Genomic DNA, 20,900 nt, shown 5'->3' on the forward strand with positions numbered 1-20,900 from the left:
CAGCGTGCCGCCGAGGTCGCCCCGTGCGGCGACGTACTCCTTCGCGACGAGGTTCATGCCGTCGCGGTACGGCGTCACGAGCATGACGTCGGCCGCCCGGTAGAGGGCGGCCAGCTCCTCGCGCGGCATGGACTGGTTGAAGTAGTGCACGGCCGGCCCGGCGATGGACCCGAAGACGCCGTTGATGTGGCCGACCTGCTGCTCGATGGTCTCCCGCATGTGCACGTAGTGCTCCACGCGCTCGCGGCTGGGCGTGGCCACCTGGACGAGGACGGTGTCCGGGGCCTCCACCGCGCCGTCCTCGAGCAGTTCCTCGAACGCGGCCAGGCGCACGCCGATGCCCTTGGTGTAGTCCAGCCGGTCGACGCCCAGGATGATCTTCGACGGGTTGCCGAGCTCCTTGCGGATCTCCTCCGCGCGCGCGAGCACCTCGGGGGAGCTGGCCAGCTCGTCGAAGGCGGCGACGTCGATCGAGATGGGGAAGGCGCGCGCGGCGACCGTCCGTCCGTCGTACTCGATCAGGTGCTTGCGGGCGGGCAGGTCGTGCAGCCGGCGGGCGAGCTGGACGAAGTTCGACCCCGCGGCGGGCCGCTGGAAGCCGACCAGGTCGGCCCCGAGCAGGCCCTCGACGATCGCCGACCGCCACGGGAGCTGGGTGAACAGCTCGTAGGGCGGGAAGGGGATGTGCAGGAAGAACCCGATGGTGAGATCGGGTCGCTGTTGGCGCAGGAGTGCGGGGACGAGCTGCAACTGGTAGTCGTGCACCCACACGATCGCGCCCTCGCCGGCGACGGCCGCGGCCCGCTCGGCGAAGCGCTTGTTGACCTGGACGTAGGTGTCCCACCAGGTCCGGTGGTACTCGGGCTTCTCGACGACGTCGTGGTACAGCGGCCACAGAGAGGCGTTCGACATGCCCTCGTAGTAGCGGTCGACCTCCTCCTCGGTGAGCGGCACCGGGATCAGCGACATGCCACCGGACTCGAACGGCTCGGGCGCGTCACCGGCGGACCCGGACCAGCCCACCCAGGCACCGCCGCGACCGGCCACGAAGGGCTCCAGCGCCGTCACCAGGCCGCCCGGGCTGCGCTGCCAGTGCGTGTCGCCGTCCGGCCCGACGACCTGGTCGACCGGAAGCCGGTTGGCGACCACGATCACAGGACTGTCCGCGCCGATGCGGTCTTCCGAGTTGTCCCCCATACCGCTGCCGAGCCTAACGGGACAGCGCGTACCCGGCCGCCGCGGCTCCCAGCCCGAGGACGAGGGTGGCCGCGAGGTAGGCCAGCGCCCGCGCGAGTGCGCGCTGCTCGGTCAGCCGGACGACGTCCGCGCCGAACGTGGAGAAGGTGGTGAGGGTGCCGATGAAGCCGGTGCCCACCAGCGCCACCACCTCCCCGGGGACGGCGGACCAGCCGAGGACGACGCCGAGCACCCCGCTGCCGACGACGTTCACCGCGAGCGTCCCGGGAGCCGGATCGCGCCCGCCGCGGCCGGCGATCCGGGTCGCGAGCAGCCGCAGCGGCGCTCCGACGAGGGCACCGGCCACGACGAGCAGGGCGGTCACCGGGCCGTCCGTCCCGCGCACACCGCTCCGGCCGCCACCGCGAGCACCCCACCGAGGACGGACGCCAGCACGTACCCGGCGGCGAGGGGGAGCGCGCCGTCGTCCACGAGCTCGACCACCTCGACGGCGAACGCGGAGTAGGTCGTGTAGCCCCCGAGGACGCCGACGCCCAGGAACGGCTTCACCCAGGAGGGCTCGGGCGAGCGACGGCCGACCGCCCCGAGGAGAACGCCCAGCAGGAAGCACCCGGTGAGGTTGACCAGCAGGGTCGCCCAGGGCCAGCCGCCGGACGGGGCGACGGCCTCGGTCGCCGCCCACCGGGCGAGCGCACCGAGCGCACCTCCGAGGGCGGCCAGGACGTAGGCCATCGGTCCGCCGCCCTCCCCCTCGATCGCGTCGGGCAGCATGCCCTCCGGGAGGGTCGCACGAGGGCGGCCCGCAGCACGGGAGGAGTGGCCTTGGGACCGCTGCAGGGCGTACGGGTCGTCGAGTTCGCCGGCCTGGGACCGGGTCCGTTCTGCGGCATGCTGATGGCCGACCTGGGCGCGGACGTCGTGCGGATCGACCGCCGCGGCGCCCGCGGCGGGCTGATCGGCGCCCTGGGGGCCACCTCGCTTCTCGACCGCGGCAAGCGGTCGATCGCCCTCGACCTCAAGGACGACGACGACCTGCAGGTGGTCCGGGCGCTGGTCCAGCGGACCGACGTCCTGCTCGAGGGTTTCCGGCCCGGGGTCATGGAGCGCCTCGGCCTCGGACCGGACGAGCTGCTCGCGCTCAACCCGGCGCTGGTCTACGGCCGGATGACCGGCTGGGGCCAGACGGGGCCGCTGGCCAGCAGCGCGGGCCACGACATCGGGTACATCGGGCTCTCCGGTGCGCTGGGCGCGACCGGTCGGCCCGACGAGCGGCCCGCTCCCCCGATGAACCTGCTGGGCGACTTCGGCGGCGGGGGAGTGTTCCTGGCGCTGGGGGCCCTGGCGGCGCTCGTGCACGCTCGGGCGACCGGTGAGGGCCAGGTCGTGGACGCCGCCATCGTCGACGGCACCGCCGTCCTGACGACGATGATCCACGGGATGCTCGCGAGCGGCTCCTGGATCGACCGGCGCGGCCGGAACCTGCTCGACACCGGTGCGCCCTTCTACGACGTCTACCGGTGCGCCGACGGGCAGTTCGTCGCGGTGGGGGCGCTGGAGGAACAGTTCTACGCGGCCCTGCTCGACGGTCTGGGTCTGGCCGGGGACGAGTCGCTGCCCGACCGCACCGACCCGCGGCAGTGGGCTGCCCTGCGAGAGCGATTCACCGAGGTCTTCGCCGGCCGGACCCGTGCGGAGTGGTGGGCCGTCTTCGAAGGCACCGATGCCTGCGTGGCGCCCGTCTGGTCCCTGCTCGAGGCGACGTCCGACGGGCACAACACGGCGCGCGGCGTGTTCGTCGAGGTCGACGGCACCCTGCAGCCGAACGCCGCGCCCCGGTTCTCCGCGACCCCCGGCGCGGTGGGCTCCGTGCCGTGGGTGGGTCAGCACGACCTCGAGATCCGCGCCGAACTCCACCTCTAGGTGCCGAAACCGCCATTTCGGCACGCCCGAGGACGTGCCGAAATGGCGGTTCTGGCTACTACCGGCGGCGGGTCTCGGGGAACAGCAGGTCGACGAACCGCTCGACGACCGGCTGCGGCTCGTGGTTGGCCAGCCCCGGCCGCTCGTTGGCCTCGATGAAGACGTAGTCGGGGCCGTCGAGGTCGGGGACCAGGAAGTCCAGACCCGTCACCGGGATGCCGAGCGCCGTGGCGGCCCGGACCGAGGCGTCGGCGATGTCCGGGTGCAGGCGACTGGTGACGTCCTCGATGGTTCCGCCGGTGTGCAGGTTCGCCGTCCGCCGGACGCGGATCCGGGTGCCGTTCGGCGGGACGTCGTCCATCCCCCAGCCGGCCTCGGCGACCACCTCGGCGGTGATGTCGTCGAGGGGGATCCGCGACTCCCCCTCGGTGGCCCGCTCGCGGCGGATGCTGGTCGAGCGGATCAGCTCGGTGACCGTGTGCCGGCCGTCGGCGAGGATCTCCGCCGGCCGGCGGACGGCGGCCGCGACGACCTGCCGGTCGATCACGATGACGCGGAGGTCCTCCCCGGGCACCAGTTCCTCGACGAGGACGTCGGGGCAGAACTGCAGCGCCGCGGCCACCGCGCGCTCCAGCCCCGCCTCGTCGGTCACCCCGACGGTGATCCCCCGCCCCTGCTCGCCCCGAGCCGGCTTCACCACGGCCTCGCCGACCTCGGCGAGCAGAGCGCGGGCCGCGACCAGGTCGCCCTCGCAGGCGACGGTCCCCTTCGCCACCCGGACGCCGGCCCGCTCCATGATCCGGCGGGTGACCCGCTTGTCGTCGCAGCGGCTCAGGGCCACCGCCGTCGTGAACTCCGACAGCGACTCCAACGTCAGCACCGTCCGTCCGCCGATCGACAGCCGCATCTCGCCGGACAGCGGATCGGTCACCTCGACCCGGATCCCGCGGCGCAGCGCCTCGTCGGCGATGATTCGCGAATAGACGTTGAGGTCGTCCAGACCGGGGGGCCGGGCGGCGTACAGCGAGGTGTTGATCGGGTTCTTGCGCTTGACGCAGACCGCGGCGACCCGGTTGAACCCCAGCTTCCGGTAGAGCGCGATCGCCGCCGCGTTGTCGTGCATGACCGAGAGGTCCAGGTAGGCACGGCCCCGGCCGACGTAACGCTCGGCCAGCACCCGGACCAGCGCCTCACCCGTGCCCGGCGGGGCGTCCTGGGCGTGCACGGCCAGGCACCACAGGCTCGTGCCGGCCTCGGGGTCCCCGAAGGCCAGGTCGTGATCGACCCCGGTGACCGTGCCGACGATCTTCCCCGTGCGCCGGTCCTCGGCCACCAGGTAGGTGAACGTCCGGGTGCGGTGGTTGCGCCACATGACGTCGGTGTCGCCGGTGACCATCCCGTTGAGGGCGTAGATGTCGTTGATGAGCTCCATCTCGACCTCGGAGGTCACCGTGCGCACGAAGACGCCGCGGATGAGCTCCGAGCGCGGGCGGTACCGGTACAGGTCGAGGCGGTAGGTGTAGCTCGGGTCGATGAACAGCTCGTCCGGCGCCAGCCCGACCAGCACGTGCGGGTCGCGGGGGTAGATGCAGATGTCGCGCTCGCCGGCCTCCTCGGCACGCAGCGCGTCGACGATGCCGCGCAGGTCGCCGAACGTCTGGCCGAAGACCAGCCGCCCCCAGCCGAGGTCGAGGACGACGTCGGTCTGCATGCCCCGCAGCTGGTGCTGGGACGGCTGCTTCCAGGAGCGGCTGGTGATGGCCGGCGCCGAGGGCACCGGCGTCCTCCGCCGGTGCCCGGCGACCCGGGGGGTCCCGGTCACGCTCAGACCCCGTTGGTCTGCAGCCAGAGCTCGAGCAGCCCCAGCTGCCAGAGCTTGTTGCCCTTGAGCGGGGTGAGCTCCCCGTTGGGGTCGGCGAGGAGCTCCCGGACGTACTCGGGGCGGAACAGGGCGCGGTCGCGCGCCGGCTCGCTCGCCAGCGCGTCCCGGACCAGGTCGAGCACCTTGCCCTCGAGGTGGGTGATGGCCGGCACCGGGAAGTAGCCCTTGGGCCGGTCGATGACCTCCGACGGGATGATCCGGCGCCCGATCGCCTTGAGGACGCCCTTGCCGCCGTCGGCGAGCTTCAGCTCCGGGGGGCACAGGGCGGCCAGCTCGACCAGGTCGTGGTCGAGGAACGGGACGCGGGCCTCCAGGCCCCAGGCCATGGACATGTTGTCCACGCGCTTGACCGGGTCGTCGACCAGCATGATCTCGCTGTCCAGGCGCAGGGCGGCGTCCACGGAGGTCTCCGCGCCGTCCCGGGTCATGTGCGCCCGGACGAACGCCAGGCTCGGGTCCTCGGCGAGGGCGTACCGGTCGGAGACGATCGCCCGCATCGCGGCGTGGTCGCGATCGAAGAACCGTCGGGAGTACTCGGCGATGCCGGCCTCGCGGTCCAGCCCCGCCAGCGGCGGGTACCAGTGGTAGCCGGCGAAGACCTCGTCCGCGCCCTGCCCGGACTGCACGACCCGGATCGTCTGCGAGACCCGCTCGCTGAGCAGGTCGAAGGCCACGACGTCGTGGCTGACCATCGGCTCGGCCATCGCCCCGATGGCGTGCCCGAGGGCCCCCGCGAGCTCGTCGGAGCCGACCCGGATCCGGTGGTGGTCGGTGCCGAAGTGCTGCGCGATGACGTCGGAGTAGGCGAACTCGTCGCCCTCCTGCCCGGCGACGGACTCGAAGCCGATCGAGTAGGTCGCCAGCCCGGTCTGCCCCTCCTGGGCGAGCAACCCGACGATCAGGCTGGAGTCCAGGCCGCCGGAGAGCAGCACGCCCACCGGGATGTCGGCGACCAGCCGGCGGCGGACGGCGACCCGGAGCGCCTCCTCGACGGCGTCCTCCCAGTCCCGCGCCGACCAGCCCGCGTGCTCGGGACGGCGCTCGTAGCGCGGCTCCCAGAAGCGGTGCTCCCGACTCGTGCCGTCGGGCTCGACGACCCGGACGGTCGCCGGCGGCAGCTTGCGGACGCCGTTCAGCAGCGTCCGCGGCGCGGGGACGACGGCGTGCCAGGTGAGGTAGTGGTGGAGGGCGACCGGGTCGACGGAAGTGTCGACGTCGCCCGCGCGCAGCAGGGCAGGGAGCGTCGAGGCGAACCGGAGCCGGCCCGGTGTCTCGGCCAGGTACAGCGGCTTGATGCCCAGGCGGTCACGGGCGAGGACGACGCGACCGGAGTCCCGCTCGTGGATCGCGAACGCGAACATGCCGTGCAGGTGGTCGACGACGTCGGTGCCCCAGTGGGCGTACCCCTTGAGGATGACCTCGGTGTCGCTGTGGGAGAAGAAGCGGTAGCCGTGGCCCTCCAGCTCGGCCCGCAGCTCCTGGTAGTCGTAGATGCAGCCGTTGAAGACGGCGGTCAGGCCGAGCTCGTTGTCCACCATCGGCTGGGAGCCGCAGGTGGACAGGTCGATGACCGACAGCCGGCGGTGGCCGAACGCCACCCGGCCGAAGCTCGCGACCCCCTGACCATCCGGTCCCCGGGGCACGAGGGACTCGACCATCCGGGCGACCGCGGTCGTGTCGGCCAGGGTTCCGTCGAACGTGATCTCGCCGCACAGCCCACACATACGTGCCGATCCAACCAGCGGCCGCGGGGCCCCGCGACGCGGGCACGGCGCGTCGTGAGCCAGTTCACGCCGTCCTTACACAGCCGTTCCACGTGGAACACGAGCGAGGGCGGCTCCCCCACCCGGGAGCCGCCCTCGTCCTTCCACCCATCCCATCCAGTGGTTCTACGCGGCGGCTCCGGTGAGCCGGCCGACCGCCGCGACGACGTCGACGAGGCCGGTGCCCTTGTCGAAGGACGTCGCGTAGCCGCCGACGGTCTCGTAGGGGGCGCCGTCCGTGTAGCGGTGCGTGGTGCCCTTCAGCGCCGCCTCGATCTCCGCCGGCGTGGCCGAGGGGTCGGCCTGGAAGAGCTGAGCGACGATGCCCGCGATGTGCGGAGCCGCCATCGAGGTGCCGCTGATGGTGTTGAACGTGCCGATGTCCAGCGCGCCCGGCCCGTTGCGCGGGTCCAGGCCCGTCGAGCAGATCGGCAGGTAGAGGCGGCAGGACGACGTGATGTTCTCGCCCGGTGCCGAGAGGTCGGGCCAGGTGGACGGCTCGGTCGCGTCGCCGCGGGAGGAGTACTCGCTGACCACGCCGTCCCGGGTGCCGGTGTCCTGGTCGTAGTACGAGGCGACCGAGAGGATGCCGCCGGTCGGGTCCTGGCCCGACGGGTTGGTGACCGACGCCGTGCCGTCGCCGCCGTCGTTGCCCGCTGCCCAGACCGTGACGACGCCCTCCGCGACGAGTGCCCGCTGCAGCTTGACCGTGGCCGAGTTCGGGTCGAACTCGCCGCCGCCGGACGGGCCGTAGGAGTTGTTCGTGACCTTGATCGGCGGGCAGACGTCGGCGGGGACACCTGCGCCGCAGGGCGCCTCGTGGTTCTCCAGCACCCAGTTCAGCGCCGAGTCGGCGCCGACGATGAGCAGGACGGCGCCGGTCGAGATGGACACCAGGCTCGCGCCGGCGGCGGCGCCCTGGAGCGATCCGCCGTCCGCCAGCTCCGTCGGCCGGCCGGCGACGATGCCGCTGACGTGCGTCCCGTGCCCCCCGCCGGAGATGGTGTCGGTGTCGACGACGCCCGGGACAGGGATGACGCAGTCGGGTTCGGTGTTCGACTCGACGAGGCAGACGCTCTTCAGGTTCGCGACGACGGCGCTGGAGCCGTCGGGGTTCCGGAAGTAGGGGTGCGTGGGGTCGATGCCGGAGTCGATGACGGCGACCGAGACGCCGCTGCCGTCCAGTGCCCGGCCGTTCGCGCCCGTGAAGGTCTGCTCGGCCACGGCCCCGCGGGTGGCGGTGTTGGACGTCTCCTGGGAGAAGGAGATCGGGGTGTTGCCCTCGAGGTAGACGACGCCCGGCTGGGTGCGGGCGGCCTCGATCTGGTCGGCGGTGCCGGACGCCACCACGACGCCGATCCGCTCGAACTCGGTGACGGTGCGCATGCCGGTCGCGCCGACCGCCGCGCGTGCGGCCGCGATGTCCGTCCCGTGAACCATCAGGGTCGTGGCGCCGGACAGCGTGGACAGCTGCTGGGCGAGGAAGTCCTGGACGGGGGCTGCGGAAGGGGCGGCGGATGCGGGCGCGACGGCGAGTGCCGTCGCGACGACCGTCAGGCTCCCCGCCCCCAGCGCTCGGCGGATCGACCGGTTCATGGCACTCCTCGCGGGTCACTGACTGTGGTGCAAGCGGTGTGTGCGCTGTCCCAACGAGCGACCCACGCGGTGGTTACCCCCGGGTAGCGAAGGGCAGGAGAAATCCATGCGCACACGGACACTCGGCGACCTGACCGTCTCTGCCGAGGGGCTGGGCTGCATGGGGATGAGCGAGTTCTACGGAACGGGGGACCAGCAGGAAGCCGAGCGGACGATCCACCGCGCTCTCGACCTCGGCGTCACCTTCCTCGACACCGCCGACATGTACGGCCCGTTCACCAACGAGCGGCTGGTCGGCCGCGCGATCGCCGGCCGCCGCGACGAGGTCGTGCTGGCCACGAAGTTCGGCAACGAGCGCGGCGAAGATGGGTCCTACCGCGGCGTGAACGGCCGGCCGGACTACGTGCACGCCGCCTGCGACGCGTCCCTGCAGCGCCTGGGCGTGGACGTCATCGACCTCTACTACCAGCACCGGGTGGACACCACCGTGCCCGTCGAGGACACCTGGGGTGCCCTGCGCGAGCTGGTGGCGGCCGGCAAGGTGCGCGCCGTCGGCATCTCCGAGGCGGCGCCGGAGACCATCCGCCGCGCGCACGCGGTCCAGCCGGTGACGGCGGTGCAGACGGAGTACTCGCTGTGGACCCGTGACCCGGAGGACGACGGCGTCCTGGCCACCTGCGCCGAGCTCGGCATCGGCTTCGTCGCCTACTCACCGATCGGCCGCGGATTCCTCTCCGGGCAGATCCGCACGGTCGAGGACCTCGCGCCCGACGACTTCCGCCGCCGCAGTCCGCGGTTCCAGGGCGAGGCCTTCCAGCAGAACCTCGAGCTGGTCGACCGCGTCCGCGAGATCGCCGACGAGAAGGGGATCACCGCAAGCCAGCTCGCCCTGGCCTGGGTGATGGCGCAGGGCGACGGAGCCGGCCGGCCGGCCGGGGGCGGCGGGGTGGGCAGACCGACGATCGTGCCCATTCCGGGGACGAAGCGGGTCGCCTACCTGGAGGAGAACGCCGCGGCCGCGGACGTCGAGCTGACCCCCGAGGACCTGCGCCGGCTGGACGAGGCGGCGCCGGTCGGCGTGGCCGAGGGCGACCGCTACCCCGACATGTCCACCGTGCACCGTTAGCCCACGGCGGCCGGCTGCCGGGACTCCGGGAAGATGGAGCCGTGCAGCCTCCCGACGCGCCCGCCGACCCGCGCCCGTGAGGCCCCTCCTCGTCCAGGCGGCCACCGTGGTCGCCGTCCTGCTGGTGGTCCTCGGCGTCGCGTCGACGCTCGCGCGCCGGCGGATCGGTCTGGTCCACCTCGTCGTCGCCGCCGTGCTCGAGGCGGTTCTGCTCGTCCAGGCCGCCGTCGCGGCTGCCGCCCTGGTCGGCGGGGACCGGCCACCGGACACCGCCACCTTCGTCAGCTATGTGGTGGGGGTGGTGCTCGTGCCGGTGGCGGGCGTGCTCTGGGCCCGCACCGAGCGGACCCGCTGGGCGGGCACGGTGCTCGCGGTGGCCGGCGCCGTGGTCGGCGTCATGGTCTGGCGCCTGCTGCAGCTGTGGGAGGCGACCGGTGCGTGAGAACCGTGCCCTGGGCGAGCGCGCGACGGACACGGGAGCGGGCGCGCCGGGCGGCAGCGGCGCCGGCCGGGTGCTGGTCGCTGTCTACGGCACCTTCGCGCTGGCCGCCGGGGCGCGCGCGGCGGTCCAGCTGAGCACCCGTTTCTCCGACGCCCCGGTCGCCTACCTGCTGTCCGCGTTCGCCGCCGCCGTCTACGCCGTCGCGACCGTCGGCCTGGTCGGGGGCGGCCGGCGGGGCCGGCGGACGGCGCTGGCCGCGATCACCGTGGAACTGGTCGGCGTCCTGGTGGTGGGCACGCTCTCGCTGGCCGATCCGGCCGCGTTCCCCGACGAGACGGTGTGGTCGGCCTACGGCCGCGGCTACTACTTCGTCCCGCTCGTCCTGCCGGTGCTCGGGCTGCTCCTGCTGCGCCGCAGGCCGCCGGCTCAGAAGTCCCCGCCACCGAAGTCGCCGCCGCCGTAGTCGCCGCCACCGCCGTCCCAGCCGTTGTCGGCGCCGCCGGCGAAGTCCGCGTTCGGGTCGCCCCCGTAGTCGCCGCCCCCGCCGTCGGCTCCGGCGCCGTCCTGGTAGCCCTCGGCGTAGGCCTCCTCGTCACCGCCCCCGAACAGGCCGCCGTCGCCGAGGCCGGTGTCGAACAGCGCATCGGCGACCGCCGTGCCGATGACCAGGCCACCGATGGTGCCGAGCAGGCTGCCGCCGATCATGCTGCCCATGCCCGGCCCGCCGTAGCCACCGCCGTAGCCACCGCGGTAACCGCCGCCGTACCCGCCCGGGCCCCCGGCCCCGTAGCCCGGGCCGTAGCCGCCGAGTGCCCGCTCGAGCGTGCCCGGCTGGCGCATCTCCGCCCGGGTGGCCACGCGGGCCAGCGTCTCCGGGTCGTCGGTCCGCGGACGCTCACCCGCGGGCACAGCCGCGGCCAGCTGGGCCAGCACCTGCTGCCGCTGGTCGACCGTCAGCTGGGCGAACGCCTCGGTGTGCGCCTGCTCGATCTGCTCGGGCGGGGCGGTGCGCAGCAGGTACCGGTACCGCGCCACGGCCTGCTCGTCGGGCAGCGCCTCCCGGGGCGCCCGCGCAGGCTCCTGGTAGGGGGAGGCGTAGCCGTGGGCGTCGTCCCGACGGTTCCGGCCGAAGAGCCGATCGAGCAGTCCCATGGCGGTCCCTCCTCGCAGGTCCGGTCCGCCCCGGGTGACGAACAGGCCGCATCCTCCGTTCCCCGGACGACCCGGGGCCACACCCCTGCCGAGCCCGATCATGGTTCGACTCAGGCGGTGCACGGTTAAATAGCAGGCGTGCCGTCCGAGCGCGACCGTCGTCCGCCCTCCTCCGTACCGCAGCGTGCGCTGGAGTCCGTCGCCGACCTCGCGTCGGCGTCGACTGCGCCGCCGGCCCTGATCGACGCGGACGACGAGCTCGGCCAGCAGGCGGGCATCGTGACAGCCGCCAGCGCCGCGGTCTCCCGCGACGGGGGAGCCAGTGCGACGCTGCCGGCGGTCCTCGCCGACGTCCCCGTGGCCGTCCTGGTCATCGACCGCGCCGCCAGCACCGTCATCTACGCCAACACCGCCGCGGTCCAGCTGGCCGGGAACGTCCGCCTGCCCGTCGACGTCGACACCTGGGGTGCGGCGGCCGGGCTCACCGACCTCGGCGGCGGCCCGCTGGCGAGCAGCAGCGGTCCCCTGTCCGCGGTCGCCCAGGGCCGGCCCGTCACCGGGGAGGCCGTGCGGATGGCGCCCGGCACCAGCACCGAGCAGCAGCGCGCGACCGACGGCGGTTCGGACGAGCAGCTGCTCTGGGTGACCGGCTTCCCGCTGTCGCAGGCGGACAGCGAGCAGTCGCTGGCCCTCGTCGTCTTCCTCCAGCTCGACCCCGTCGAGCAGGCGGAGGACCCCGAGGCCTACCTGCAGGCCCTCCGCGAGCGGGCCGTCATCGCCACCGACATCACGTTCGCCATCACCGACCCCCGGCTGCCGGACAACCCGCTCATCTGGGTCAACCCGTCGTTCACGCGGATCACCGGCTACGGGGCCGAGGAGGCGGTGGGGCGGAACTGCCGCTTCCTGCAGGGTCCCGCGACCGATCCCGCGGCCGTCGCGGAGATCCGGGCCGCCCTCGCGGAGGAGCGCACGGTCACCGCCACCCTGCTGAACTACCGCAAGGACGGCACCGCGTTCTGGAACCAGCTGTCGATCAGCCCGGTCTTCGACGGTGCCGGGACGCTCGTGAGCTTCGTGGGCGTCCAGACCGACGTCACGGAGCGCGTCCGGGTGGAGCGCGAGCGGGAGGCGGCATTCACCGCGGAGAAGGCGGCCCGCCACGAGGCCGAGCTCGCCAGGGCGATCGCCGAGCAGGCCCGCACCGACGCGGAGCACGCGCGGGCCGGCGCCGAGGAGGCCCAGGCCCGGCTCGCCCTCATGGCCGAGGCCACGAGCACGCTGATCGCCACGCTGGACATGGCCGAGCTCCTCGACCGGCTGGCCGGCCTGTACGTCCCCCGCCTGGCCGACTGGGCGTTCGTCACGCTGCTCGACGACTACGGCGACGTCCGCGACTTCGCCTCCCGCCACCGGGACGGCCGCGAGGAGGAACTCGCCGAGTTCGCCGCACTGCACGTGCTGCACCTCGGCCCGGGTTCACCCAGCCGCCGGAGCATGGCCAGCTCCCGCCCGGTGGTGATGAACGACCTGTCCGCCGAGGACCGCGCTGCCGTGTTCACCTATCCCGGCGCGCTCGAGGCGTTCGAGCGGATCTCCGGCGCTCATGTCCTCACCGTGCCCATGGTCGCCCGGCGTCGCACGCTCGGTGCGATCGCCCTGATCCGGGACGGCGACCGGCAGGCGTTCGGCTCCGACGACGTCGGGCTCGCCTCCGACCTCGCCGCCAGGGCGGCCCTGGCGATCGACAACGTCCGCCTGTACCAGCGCGAGCACACCGTCGCCGACACCCTGCAGCGCTCGCTCCTGCCCGAGCTGCCCGAGGTGCCCGGGATCGAGTCCGCGGCCCATTACGTCAGCGCGTCGTCGGCCGCCGACGTCGGTGGCGACTTCTACGACCTGCTGGCGCTGCCCGACGGCTCGGTGGGTGTGGTCGTCGGTGACGTCGTCGGACACGACGTGGCGGCCGCTGCCGCCATGGGCCACCTGCGGGGCCTCCTGCGCGCCTGCCTCTGGGACGCCGAGGACGCCGATCCGGGCACCGTCCTCGCCCGGGTCGACCGCCTGGTGCAGGGGCTGCGGGTCGCCTCGCTCGCGACGATGGTCTACGCGCGCGCCGTCCGGCCCGTCCGCGACGGGGCGCCGTGGGAGCTGCACATCGCCAACGCGGGGCATCCACCGATGCTGCTGCGCACGCCCGACGGCAGTGTCCGCATCCTGAGCGAGATCACCGGGATGCTCGTCGGCGTGGACGCCTCCACGCACCGCGAGTCCGTCGTCCTGCCGGTGCCGGACGGCTCGACGCTGCTCGCCTACACCGACGGCCTCGTCGAGCGGCCTGGCCGGGATCTGGACCAGGGGATCCACGCGTTGTGCGAACGGGTGAGGAAGGCCCCGGTCGATGCCGGACCGGGCGAGCTGTGCGACGCGGCCGTGAGCGGGGCGCTCGACCACCGGGACGACGTGGCGCTGATCGCGGTCCGCTTCGGCTGACCGGCTACGCCTCGCTGCGGTGCAGCAGGCCGTAGGCGCCCCGGTGGTAGAGCAGCGGACGCCGGTCGGGATGGGCGCCGAGATCCAGGACGCGGGCGACGACGATCGTGTGGTCGCCGCCGTCGTACTCGGCCCACAGCTCGCCGTCGATCCAGGCCACGACGTCCTCGAGGATCGGCGCCCCGTGCGGGCTGGGCTGCCAGGGCACGCCGTCGAACTTGTCGTCGACGGAGCGGGCGAAGTTCTGCGACACGTCGTCCTGGCCCTCCGCCAGCACGTTCACGCAGAACCGGCGGATCTCGCGCAGCTGCGGCCAGGTGCGGGACGTGCGGGCCGGCGCGAACGCGACCAGCGGCGGGTCGAGCGACAGCGAGCTGAACGACTGGCAGGTGAAACCGATCGGTCCGTCGTCGGTGACCGCGGTGACCACGGTGACGCCGGAGGCGAAGTGGCCGAGCACCTCCCGCATGACGCCGGGGTCGACGATGCGCGGCGTCCCCATCAGCGGGCCTCCTGCGACCGGGGGACCGACCGGCCCCCGGCGCGGTAGAGCGAGCTGGGCAGCTCGTGGCCCACGGCGTGCTCGGTGACCCGCGCGGCCGCAAGGAGGGCGTCGAGGTCCATCCCGGTGCGGACGCCGGACTCCTCCAGCATGTAGACCAGCTCCTCGGTGGCGATGTTGCCGCTGGCGCCCGGTGCGAACGGGCAGCCGCCGAGGCCACCGATCGAGGAGTCGAGCTGGGTCACGCCGGCCTGCACGGCGGCCAGCGCGTTGGCCTGCCCGGTGCCGCGGGTGTCGTGGAAGTGCACGCCGAGGGGAGCACCCGGGCAGGCCCGGTGGACGGCGTCGAGGAGCTGCACGACCCGCAGCGGCGTCGTCGTCCCGATGGTGTCCCCGAGGCAGAGCTGATCGGCGCCGGCGGTGACGGCCGCACGGGCGACGTCGACGGTGCGGGGGATGGGCGTGCGGCCGTCGAAGGGGCAGTCCCACGCGGTGGCGATGATGACCTCGAGCGAGCCGCCGGCGCCGTGGGCGAGCTCGGCGATCGCGCCGACGGCGGCCACGGCCTCGGCGGTGGGGCGGCCGGCATTGGCGCGGCTGTGCCCGTCGGAGGCGGACACGACGTACTCGAGGTTGGCGACCCCGGCGTCGACGGCCCGCACGGCGCCCCGCGCGTTCGCGACGAGCGCCGACCAGTGCACATCCCCCCAGCGGGACAGCTCGGCGGCCACCTGCTCGGCGTCGGCGAGGGCGGGCACGGCCTTGGGGGAGACGAAGGACGTCGCCTCGATACGGCGCACCCCGGTCGCCACCAGCGCCTCGAGCATCTCCAGCTTGGCCGACAGGGGGACCGGCGCCTCCAGCTGGAGGCCGTCGCGCATGCCGACCTCCCGGACGTCGACCTCCGCCGGCAGCACCAGGTCGAACTCGTACACGCCAGTACCTCCTCGGTCCCGGGATCCGCCCGGTTCTGTCGGACCCCTCCCGCATCCTCCCCCTGATCCCGGTCCCCCATCGGGGCGACCCGGGCGGGGTCCCGTGACGTGTCCAGCGCGTTTGGGGGTACTGGTCCCGCAAGATGAGGGCGGACAGGAGGTGGGGAGTGATCGAGATGGTCGACCCGTTGCCCCCCGCCGACCGGCGCAGCGCGTTCGCCAACGCGCCGATGGGGGTCGCCCTCACCACGCCCGACGGCTTCCTCGTGGACGCCAACCCGGCGCTGTGCTCGATGCTCGCGAGCACCGTCGAGGAGCTGTACGGGCGCTCCGTCCTCGAGCACATCCCCCGCGAGCTGAGGTCCGCCGCCAACGACGCGCACGCCTCGCTCGTCGCGACGCCGACCCGGCCGATGCGGCACGAGACCCGCCTGCTGCAGCCCGACGGCACCGAGCTCCCGGTCCAGGTGACCGCCTCGTGGGTCGCGGCGACGCCGGACGGGCAGGCCGCGCACCTGGTGATGATCGTGGAGGACATCACCGAGCGGAAGGCGCTCGAGGCGCAGCTGGTCCACCGCTCGCTGCACGACCCGCTGACCGGGCTGCCGAACCGGCTGCTGTTCCATGACCGGCTCTGGCACGCCCTGGAGCGCGGCCGCCGGGAGAACACCCCGACCTGCGTGCTCATCGCCGACCTCGACGGCTTCAAGGCGATCAACGACGAGCTCGGTCACCCGACCGGCGACCTCGTGCTCGTGACGTTCGCCGAGCGGCTCCGCTCGGTGCTGCGCGCCAGCGACACCGCGGCACGGCTGGGCGGCGACGAGTTCAGCATCGTCTGCGAGAACACCGAGCCCGCCGACGCCGTGATCCTGGCCGACCGGTTGCGCACGGCCGTCACCGAGCCGCTGTCGCTGAGCGGGAACCCGATCCGGGTGGGCCTGAGCATCGGCATCGGCGCGGTGTCCGGCGGCGAGGACCCGGGGAACGTCTACGAGCGCGTGGTCCGCGAGGCCGACGACGCGATGTACCGCGACAAGGAGCGCCGCCGCCGGCTGCACCCTGCCTGACCAGGTCAGCCGTCCGCGGCCCAGCCCCGCACCCTCGGCAGGCGGGCGAAGACGGCGGTGAGGACGGGGAGGACGAGCGCGAAGGCGACGAACAACCCGAGGCCCAGCATGTCCACGCCGTCCAGGGTCGCGGCTCCGGTGAGCAGAGCGAGAAGGAGCACGCTGACGGTCGCCACGGCCGCGGCGAAGAGCACCGTGGGCGAGTCCTGGCGCGAGAGCACGACGGAGCCGCCGATGAGTCCGGCGGCGCACAGCAGGCCCAGCATGAGCACGCTGGTGGCGGGGTCCGCGTCTCCCGAGGCCGCCGCGTAGAGGAAGAAGAGCGACCCGAGCGCGGTGAGACCGCCGGTGACGAAGCCGAGCACGATCGCCGCGGTGGCGACACCCGGCCGGCCCGGTCCGTACGGCCAGGTGGTGACAACCGCCGGCAGGTTCCACGGGGCCACCGCCCCGTAGCCGGGCAGCGGTCCGTGAGCGGGGGGCGGGCCGTAGCCCGGGGGAGGGCCGTATACGGGCGGTGGGCCGTATCCAGGCGGTGGGCCGTAGGCCTGCGGCGGCACGTACGCGCCGGGCGGATAGGCGTCCCAGTCCTGCTCCGCGTTCATGCCGCCAGTCTGCCGTGGCGGGCCCCGGGTTCCGGCCTCGGCACGTACCGGTTCACCCCACCGGGGAGGCGGCGACCGGCTCGCGGGCCGGGGCGGTGGGCGCCGAGCCCAGCCGCGCACCCTCGACGTCCAGGTCCGGCAGCGCGCGGTCCAACCAGCGCGGGAGCCACCAGGCCGACCGGCCGAGCAGCGCCAGGACGGCGGGCACGAGCGTCATGCGCACGAGGAAGGCGTCGACCAGGATGCCGACGGCCAGGCCGAGCGCGATGGCCTTGACGATGACGTCCTCGATCGTCACGAAGCTGGCGAAGACCGAGAACATGATCAGCGCGGCGGCGACGACCACGCGTGCCGCGTGCCGGGCGCCGGTCACGACGGCCTCGCGGGGTGCCGCCCCGTGCACGTACTCCTCGCGCATGCGGGAGACGAGGAAGACCTCGTAGTCCATGGCGAGCCCGAAGAGGACCGCCATCAGGATGACGGGCAGGAAGCTGATCACCGGCCCCGTCGCGGACACCCCGAGGAGGTCGCCGAACCAGCCCCGCTGGAAGACGGCGACCACGGCGCCGAACGAGGCGCCGACCGACAGCAGGAACCCGACGGCGGCCTTGATCAGCTTCCTGCCCGTCATCCTGATGGCGGTCCTCTTCGGGCTCGCCATGGACTACGAGGTCTTCCTCGTCTCCCGCATGCGCGAGGAGTACGTGCACGGGGCGGCACCCCGCGAGGCCGTCGTGACCGGCGCCCGGCACGCGGCACGCGTGGTCGTCGCCGCCGCGCTGATCATGTTCTCGGTCTTCGCCAGCTTCGTGACGATCGAGGACGTCATCGTCAAGGCCATCGCGCTCGGCCTGGCCGTCGGCATCCTGGTCGACGCCTTCCTCGTGCGCATGACGCTCGTGCCCGCCGTCCTGGCGCTGCTCGGCCGGTCGGCCTGGTGGCTCCCGCGCTGGTTGGACCGCGCGCTGCCGGACCTGGACGTCGAGGGTGCGCGGCTGGGCTCGGCGCCCACCGCCCCGGCCCGCGAGCCGGTCGCCGCCTCCCCGGTGGGGTGAACCGGTACGTGCCGAGGCCGGAACCCGGGGCCCGCCACGGCAGACTGGCGGCATGAACGCGGAGCAGGACTGGGACGCCTATCCGCCCGGCGCGTACGTGCCGCCGCAGGCCTACGGCCCACCGCCTGGATACGGCCCACCGCCCGTATACGGCCCTCCCCCGGGCTACGGCCCGCCCCCCGCTCACGGACCGCTGCCCGGCTACGGGGCGGTGGCCCCGTGGAACCTGCCGGCGGTTGTCACCACCTGGCCGTACGGACCGGGCCGGCCGGGTGTCGCCACCGCGGCGATCGTGCTCGGCTTCGTCACCGGCGGTCTCACCGCGCTCGGGTCGCTCTTCTTCCTCTACGCGGCGGCCTCGGGAGACGCGGACCCCGCCACCAGCGTGCTCATGCTGGGCCTGCTGTGCGCCGCCGGACTCATCGGCGGCTCCGTCGTGCTCTCGCGCCAGGACTCGCCCACGGTGCTCTTCGCCGCGGCCGTGGCGACCGTCAGCGTGCTCCTTCTCGCTCTGCTCACCGGAGCCGCGACCCTGGACGGCGTGGACATGCTGGGCCTCGGGTTGTTCGTCGCCTTCGCGCTCGTCCTCCCCGTCCTCACCGCCGTCTTCGCCCGCCTGCCGAGGGTGCGGGGCTGGGCCGCGGACGGCTGACCTGGTCAGGCAGGGTGCAGCCGGCGGCGGCGCTCCTTGTCGCGGTACATCGCGTCGTCGGCCTCGCGGACCACGCGCTCGTAGACGTTCCCCGGGTCCTCGCCGCCGGACACCGCGCCGATGCCGATGCTCAGGCCCACCCGGATCGGGTTCCCGCTCAGCGACAGCGGCTCGGTGACGGCCGTGCGCAACCGGTCGGCCAGGATCACGGCGTCGGCGGGCTCGGTGTTCTCGCAGACGATGCTGAACTCGTCGCCGCCCAGCCGTGCCGCGGTGTCGCTGGCGCGCAGCACCGAGCGGAGCCGCTCGGCGAACGTCACGAGCACGAGGTCGCCGGTCGGGTGACCGAGCTCGTCGTTGATCGCCTTGAAGCCGTCGAGGTCGGCGATGAGCACGCAGGTCGGGGTGTTCTCCCGGCGGCCGCGCTCCAGGGCGTGCCAGAGCCGGTCATGGAACAGCAGCCGGTTCGGCAGCCCGGTCAGCGGGTCGTGCAGCGAGCGGTGGACCAGCTGCGCCTCGAGCGCCTTCCGCTCGGTGATGTCCTCCACGATCATCACCAGGTGCGCGGCCTGCCCGTCCGGCGTCGCCGCGACCCACGAGGCGGTCACCTGGACCGGGAGCTCGGTGCCGTCGGGCTGCAGCAGGCGGGTCTCGTGCCGCATCGGCCGGGTCGGCGTCGCGACGAGCGAGGCGTGCGCGTCGTTGGCGGCGGACCTCAGCTCGCGGGGGATGTGCTCGAGGACGGAGCGCCCGTACAGCTCCTCGACGGTGCTCGCGAGCATCGAGCACAGCGCCGGGTTGGCGTCCACGAGGAAGCCGTCGGGCGTGGTGAGGGCGACCCCCATCGGCGCGTTGGCGAACGCGCTGCGCCGGTCGGCGGGGGGCAACGGGTCGACCATCTCGATCACTCCCCACCTCCTGTCCGCCCTCATCTTGCGGGACCAGTACCCCCAAACGCGCTGGACACGTCACGGGACCCCGCCCGGGTCGCCCCGATGGGGGACCGGGATCAGGGGGAGGATGCGGGAGGGGTCCGACAGAACCGGGCGGATCCCGGGACCGAGGAGGTACTGGCGTGTACGAGTTCGACCTGGTGCTGCCGGCGGAGGTCGACGTCCGGGAGGTCGGCATGCGCGACGGCCTCCAGCTGGAGGCGCCGGTCCCCCTGTCGGCCAAGCTGGAGATGCTCGAGGCGCTGGTGGCGACCGGGGTGCGCCGTATCGAGGCGACGTCCTTCGTCTCCCCCAAGGCCGTGCCCGCCCTCGCCGACGCCGAGCAGGTGGCCGCCGAGCTGTCCCGCTGGGGGGATGTGCACTGGTCGGCGCTCGTCGCGAACGCGCGGGGCGCCGTGCGGGCCGTCGACGCCGGGGTCGCCAACCTCGAGTACGTCGTGTCCGCCTCCGACGGGCACAGCCGCGCCAATGCCGGCCGCCCCACCGCCGAGGCCGTGGCCGCCGTCGGCGCGATCGCCGAGCTCGCCCACGGCGCCGGCGGCTCGCTCGAGGTCATCATCGCCACCGCGTGGGACTGCCCCTTCGACGGCCGCACGCCCATCCCCCGCACCGTCGACGTCGCCCGTGCGGCCGTCACCGCCGGCGCCGATCAGCTCTGCCTCGGGGACACCATCGGGACGACGACGCCGCTGCGGGTCGTGCAGCTCCTCGACGCCGTCCACCGGGCCTGCCCGGGTGCTCCCCTCGGCGTGCACTTCCACGACACCCGCGGCACCGGGCAGGCCAACGCGCTGGCCGCCGTGCAGGCCGGCGTGACCCAGCTCGACTCCTCGATCGGTGGCCTCGGCGGCTGCCCGTTCGCACCGGGCGCCAGCGGCAACATCGCCACCGAGGAGCTGGTCTACATGCTGGAGGAGTCCGGCGTCCGCACCGGGATGGACCTCGACGCCCTCCTTGCGGCCGCGCGGGTCACCGAGCACGCCGTGGGCCACGAGCTGCCCAGCTCGCTCTACCGCGCCGGGGGCCGGTCGGTCCCCCGGTCGCAGGAGGCCCGCTGATGGGGACGCCGCGCATCGTCGACCCCGGCGTCATGCGGGAGGTGCTCGGCCACTTCGCCTCCGGCGTCACCGTGGTCACCGCGGTCACCGACGACGGACCGATCGGTTTCACCTGCCAGTCGTTCAGCTCGCTGTCGCTCGACCCGCCGCTGGTCGCGTTCGCGCCGGCCCGCACGTCCCGCACCTGGCCGCAGCTGCGCGAGATCCGCCGGTTCTGCGTGAACGTGCTGGCGGAGGGCCAGGACGACGTGTCGCAGAACTTCGCCCGCTCCGTCGACGACAAGTTCGACGGCGTGCCCTGGCAGCCCAGCCCGCACGGGGCGCCGATCCTCGAGGACGTCGTGGCCTGGATCGACGGCGAGCTGTGGGCCGAGTACGACGGCGGCGACCACACGATCGTCGTCGCCCGCGTCCTGGATCTCGGCGCCCATCCCGACCGGCGTCCGCTGCTCTACCACCGGGGCGCCTACGGCCTGCTGCACCGCAGCGAGGCGTAGCC

General features: G+C 73.7%; 22 protein-coding genes. 10 read left to right on the forward strand and 12 right to left on the reverse strand.

Annotated elements, in window-relative coordinates:
• The 3 genes from E4P40_RS12010 to crcB all read right to left on the reverse strand — a co-directional run.
• Positions 1-1,197, reverse strand: a 1,197-nt coding sequence (locus E4P40_RS12010) for a trehalose-6-phosphate synthase (RefSeq protein ID WP_135158850.1), incomplete at its 3' end; no start/stop codon positions are given.
• 13 nt (positions 1,198-1,210) lie between these two features.
• Positions 1,211-1,561, reverse strand: coding sequence for a CrcB family protein (locus tag E4P40_RS12015; protein WP_135158851.1), 351 nt, complete (start codon positions 1,559-1,561; stop codon positions 1,211-1,213).
• Complete coding sequence (crcB, locus tag E4P40_RS12020) at positions 1,558-1,968, reverse strand: fluoride efflux transporter CrcB (protein WP_245160288.1); 411 nt, start codon at positions 1,966-1,968, stop codon at positions 1,558-1,560. Before crcB ends, E4P40_RS12015 begins: the two co-directional genes overlap by 4 nt.
• Positions 1,969-2,013: 45 nt before the next feature.
• Between crcB and E4P40_RS12025 the strand changes: the two genes are divergently transcribed.
• Positions 2,014-3,117 carry a CaiB/BaiF CoA-transferase family protein gene (locus E4P40_RS12025; RefSeq protein ID WP_245160289.1) on the forward strand — a complete coding sequence of 368 codons (1,104 nt, stop codon included), beginning with the start codon at positions 2,014-2,016 and terminating at the stop codon, positions 3,115-3,117.
• Between the two features lie 58 nt (positions 3,118-3,175).
• Here the strand turns inward: E4P40_RS12025 and ngg are convergent, their stop codons facing one another.
• The 3 genes from ngg to E4P40_RS12040 form a co-directional block, all read right to left on the reverse strand.
• Positions 3,176-4,939, reverse strand: coding sequence for an N-acetylglutaminylglutamine synthetase (gene ngg / locus E4P40_RS12030; RefSeq protein WP_245160290.1), 1,764 nt, complete (start codon positions 4,937-4,939; stop codon positions 3,176-3,178).
• A gap of 2 nt (positions 4,940-4,941) precedes the next feature.
• A complete protein-coding gene (locus tag E4P40_RS12035; protein ID WP_135158852.1) occupies positions 4,942-6,723 on the reverse strand; it encodes an N-acetylglutaminylglutamine amidotransferase in 1,782 nt (593 codons plus the stop codon).
• Positions 6,724-6,888: 165 nt separating this feature from the next.
• Positions 6,889-8,358 carry a S8 family serine peptidase gene (locus tag E4P40_RS12040; RefSeq protein ID WP_135158853.1) on the reverse strand — a complete coding sequence of 490 codons (1,470 nt, stop codon included), beginning with the start codon at positions 8,356-8,358 and terminating at the stop codon, positions 6,889-6,891.
• A 106-nt stretch (positions 8,359-8,464) separates the two neighbouring features.
• Between E4P40_RS12040 and E4P40_RS12045 the strand changes: the two genes are divergently transcribed.
• From E4P40_RS12045 to E4P40_RS12055, 3 genes are all read left to right on the forward strand, one after another.
• The gene (locus E4P40_RS12045; RefSeq protein WP_135158854.1) at positions 8,465-9,484 is read left to right on the forward strand and encodes an aldo/keto reductase; all 1,020 of its coding nucleotides are present in this window, start codon (positions 8,465-8,467) and stop codon (positions 9,482-9,484) included.
• Positions 9,485-9,560: 76 nt separating this feature from the next.
• Positions 9,561-9,926, forward strand: a complete 366-nt coding sequence (locus tag E4P40_RS12050; RefSeq protein WP_135158855.1) for a hypothetical protein — start codon at positions 9,561-9,563, stop codon at positions 9,924-9,926.
• Positions 9,919-10,389 carry a hypothetical protein gene (locus E4P40_RS12055; protein WP_245160291.1) on the forward strand — a complete coding sequence of 157 codons (471 nt, stop codon included), beginning with the start codon at positions 9,919-9,921 and terminating at the stop codon, positions 10,387-10,389. The genes E4P40_RS12050 and E4P40_RS12055 overlap by 8 nt, the downstream gene beginning before the upstream one ends.
• Here E4P40_RS12055 and E4P40_RS12060 read toward each other — a convergent pair.
• Entirely contained in the window at positions 10,353-11,078 is a 726-nt protein-coding gene (locus E4P40_RS12060; protein ID WP_135158856.1) for a hypothetical protein, read from the reverse strand. The genes E4P40_RS12055 and E4P40_RS12060 overlap by 37 nt on opposite strands.
• 138 nt (positions 11,079-11,216) lie before the next feature.
• On the opposite strand from E4P40_RS12060, the gene E4P40_RS12065 reads away from it, so the two are divergent.
• Positions 11,217-13,571 carry a SpoIIE family protein phosphatase gene (locus E4P40_RS12065; protein WP_245160292.1) on the forward strand — a complete coding sequence of 785 codons (2,355 nt, stop codon included), beginning with the start codon at positions 11,217-11,219 and terminating at the stop codon, positions 13,569-13,571.
• Positions 13,572-13,575: 4 nt separating this feature from the next.
• On the opposite strand, the gene E4P40_RS12070 is transcribed toward E4P40_RS12065, so the two are convergent.
• Positions 13,576-14,073, reverse strand: a complete 498-nt coding sequence (locus E4P40_RS12070) for a flavin reductase family protein (RefSeq protein WP_135158857.1) — start codon at positions 14,071-14,073, stop codon at positions 13,576-13,578.
• On the reverse strand, positions 14,073-15,008 hold the full coding sequence (locus tag E4P40_RS12075; RefSeq protein WP_135158858.1) for a hydroxymethylglutaryl-CoA lyase: 936 nt from the start codon (positions 15,006-15,008) through the stop codon (positions 14,073-14,075). Before E4P40_RS12075 ends, E4P40_RS12070 begins: the two co-directional genes overlap by 1 nt.
• Positions 15,009-15,184: 176 nt before the next feature.
• Here E4P40_RS12075 and E4P40_RS12080 point away from each other — a divergent pair, with 176 nt between their 5' ends.
• On the forward strand, positions 15,185-16,078 hold the full coding sequence (locus tag E4P40_RS12080) for a diguanylate cyclase (RefSeq protein WP_245160294.1): 894 nt from the start codon (positions 15,185-15,187) through the stop codon (positions 16,076-16,078).
• A 5-nt stretch (positions 16,079-16,083) separates the two neighbouring features.
• Here E4P40_RS12080 and E4P40_RS12085 read toward each other — a convergent pair whose 3' ends face one another.
• Entirely contained in the window at positions 16,084-16,683 is a 600-nt protein-coding gene (locus tag E4P40_RS12085; RefSeq protein ID WP_135158860.1) for a hypothetical protein, read from the reverse strand.
• A gap of 52 nt (positions 16,684-16,735) precedes the next feature.
• Positions 16,736-17,314: an MMPL family transporter gene (locus tag E4P40_RS12090; protein ID WP_245160293.1), complete on the reverse strand. Its 579-nt coding sequence runs from the start codon at positions 17,312-17,314 to the stop codon at positions 16,736-16,738.
• Between E4P40_RS12090 and E4P40_RS12095 the strand changes: the two genes are divergently transcribed.
• Both E4P40_RS12095 and E4P40_RS12100 read left to right on the forward strand, forming a co-directional pair.
• Complete coding sequence (locus tag E4P40_RS12095; protein ID WP_167762200.1) at positions 17,292-17,738, forward strand: MMPL family transporter; 447 nt, start codon at positions 17,292-17,294, stop codon at positions 17,736-17,738. The genes E4P40_RS12090 and E4P40_RS12095 overlap by 23 nt on opposite strands.
• Positions 17,739-17,790: 52 nt before the next feature.
• Entirely contained in the window at positions 17,791-18,390 is a 600-nt protein-coding gene (locus E4P40_RS12100) for a hypothetical protein (protein ID WP_135158860.1), read from the forward strand.
• Positions 18,391-18,395: 5 nt separating this feature from the next.
• On the opposite strand, the gene E4P40_RS12105 is transcribed toward E4P40_RS12100, so the two are convergent.
• Positions 18,396-19,289, reverse strand: a complete 894-nt coding sequence (locus E4P40_RS12105) for a diguanylate cyclase (RefSeq protein ID WP_245160294.1) — start codon at positions 19,287-19,289, stop codon at positions 18,396-18,398.
• A gap of 176 nt (positions 19,290-19,465) precedes the next feature.
• On the opposite strand from E4P40_RS12105, the gene E4P40_RS12110 reads away from it, so the two are divergent.
• Together E4P40_RS12110 and E4P40_RS12115 are read left to right on the forward strand one after the other, a co-directional pair.
• On the forward strand, positions 19,466-20,401 hold the full coding sequence (locus tag E4P40_RS12110; RefSeq protein ID WP_135158858.1) for a hydroxymethylglutaryl-CoA lyase: 936 nt from the start codon (positions 19,466-19,468) through the stop codon (positions 20,399-20,401).
• Positions 20,401-20,898, forward strand: a complete 498-nt coding sequence (locus E4P40_RS12115; protein WP_135158857.1) for a flavin reductase family protein — start codon at positions 20,401-20,403, stop codon at positions 20,896-20,898. The genes E4P40_RS12110 and E4P40_RS12115 overlap by 1 nt, the downstream gene beginning before the upstream one ends.
• Positions 20,899-20,900: the final 2 nt, after the last annotated feature.

The sequence above is a fragment of the Blastococcus sp. CT_GayMR20 genome, from assembly GCF_004570345.1.

Excerpts from the sequence above, each read along its gene's own strand:
- crcB (WP_245160288.1), bottom strand. The coding sequence starts at position 1,968 with ATGCTGCCCGACGCGATCGAGGGGGAGGGCGGCGGACCGATGGCCTAC.
- E4P40_RS12035 (WP_135158852.1), bottom strand. The coding sequence starts at position 6,723 with ATGTGTGGGCTGTGCGGCGAGATCACGTTCGACGGAACCCTGGCCGAC.
- E4P40_RS12040 (WP_135158853.1), bottom strand. The coding sequence starts at position 8,358 with ATGAACCGGTCGATCCGCCGAGCGCTGGGGGCGGGGAGCCTGACGGTC.
- E4P40_RS12045 (WP_135158854.1), top strand. The coding sequence starts at position 8,465 with ATGCGCACACGGACACTCGGCGACCTGACCGTCTCTGCCGAGGGGCTG.
- E4P40_RS12060 (WP_135158856.1), bottom strand. The coding sequence starts at position 11,078 with ATGGGACTGCTCGATCGGCTCTTCGGCCGGAACCGTCGGGACGACGCC.
- E4P40_RS12070 (WP_135158857.1), bottom strand. The coding sequence starts at position 14,073 with ATGGGGACGCCGCGCATCGTCGACCCCGGCGTCATGCGGGAGGTGCTC.
- E4P40_RS12080 (WP_245160294.1), top strand. The coding sequence starts at position 15,185 with ATGGTCGACCCGTTGCCCCCCGCCGACCGGCGCAGCGCGTTCGCCAAC.
- E4P40_RS12085 (WP_135158860.1), bottom strand. The coding sequence starts at position 16,683 with ATGAACGCGGAGCAGGACTGGGACGCCTATCCGCCCGGCGCGTACGTG.
- E4P40_RS12090 (WP_245160293.1), bottom strand. The coding sequence starts at position 17,314 with ATGACGGGCAGGAAGCTGATCAAGGCCGCCGTCGGGTTCCTGCTGTCG.
- E4P40_RS12100 (WP_135158860.1), top strand. The coding sequence starts at position 17,791 with ATGAACGCGGAGCAGGACTGGGACGCCTATCCGCCCGGCGCGTACGTG.
- E4P40_RS12105 (WP_245160294.1), bottom strand. The coding sequence starts at position 19,289 with ATGGTCGACCCGTTGCCCCCCGCCGACCGGCGCAGCGCGTTCGCCAAC.
- E4P40_RS12115 (WP_135158857.1), top strand. The coding sequence starts at position 20,401 with ATGGGGACGCCGCGCATCGTCGACCCCGGCGTCATGCGGGAGGTGCTC.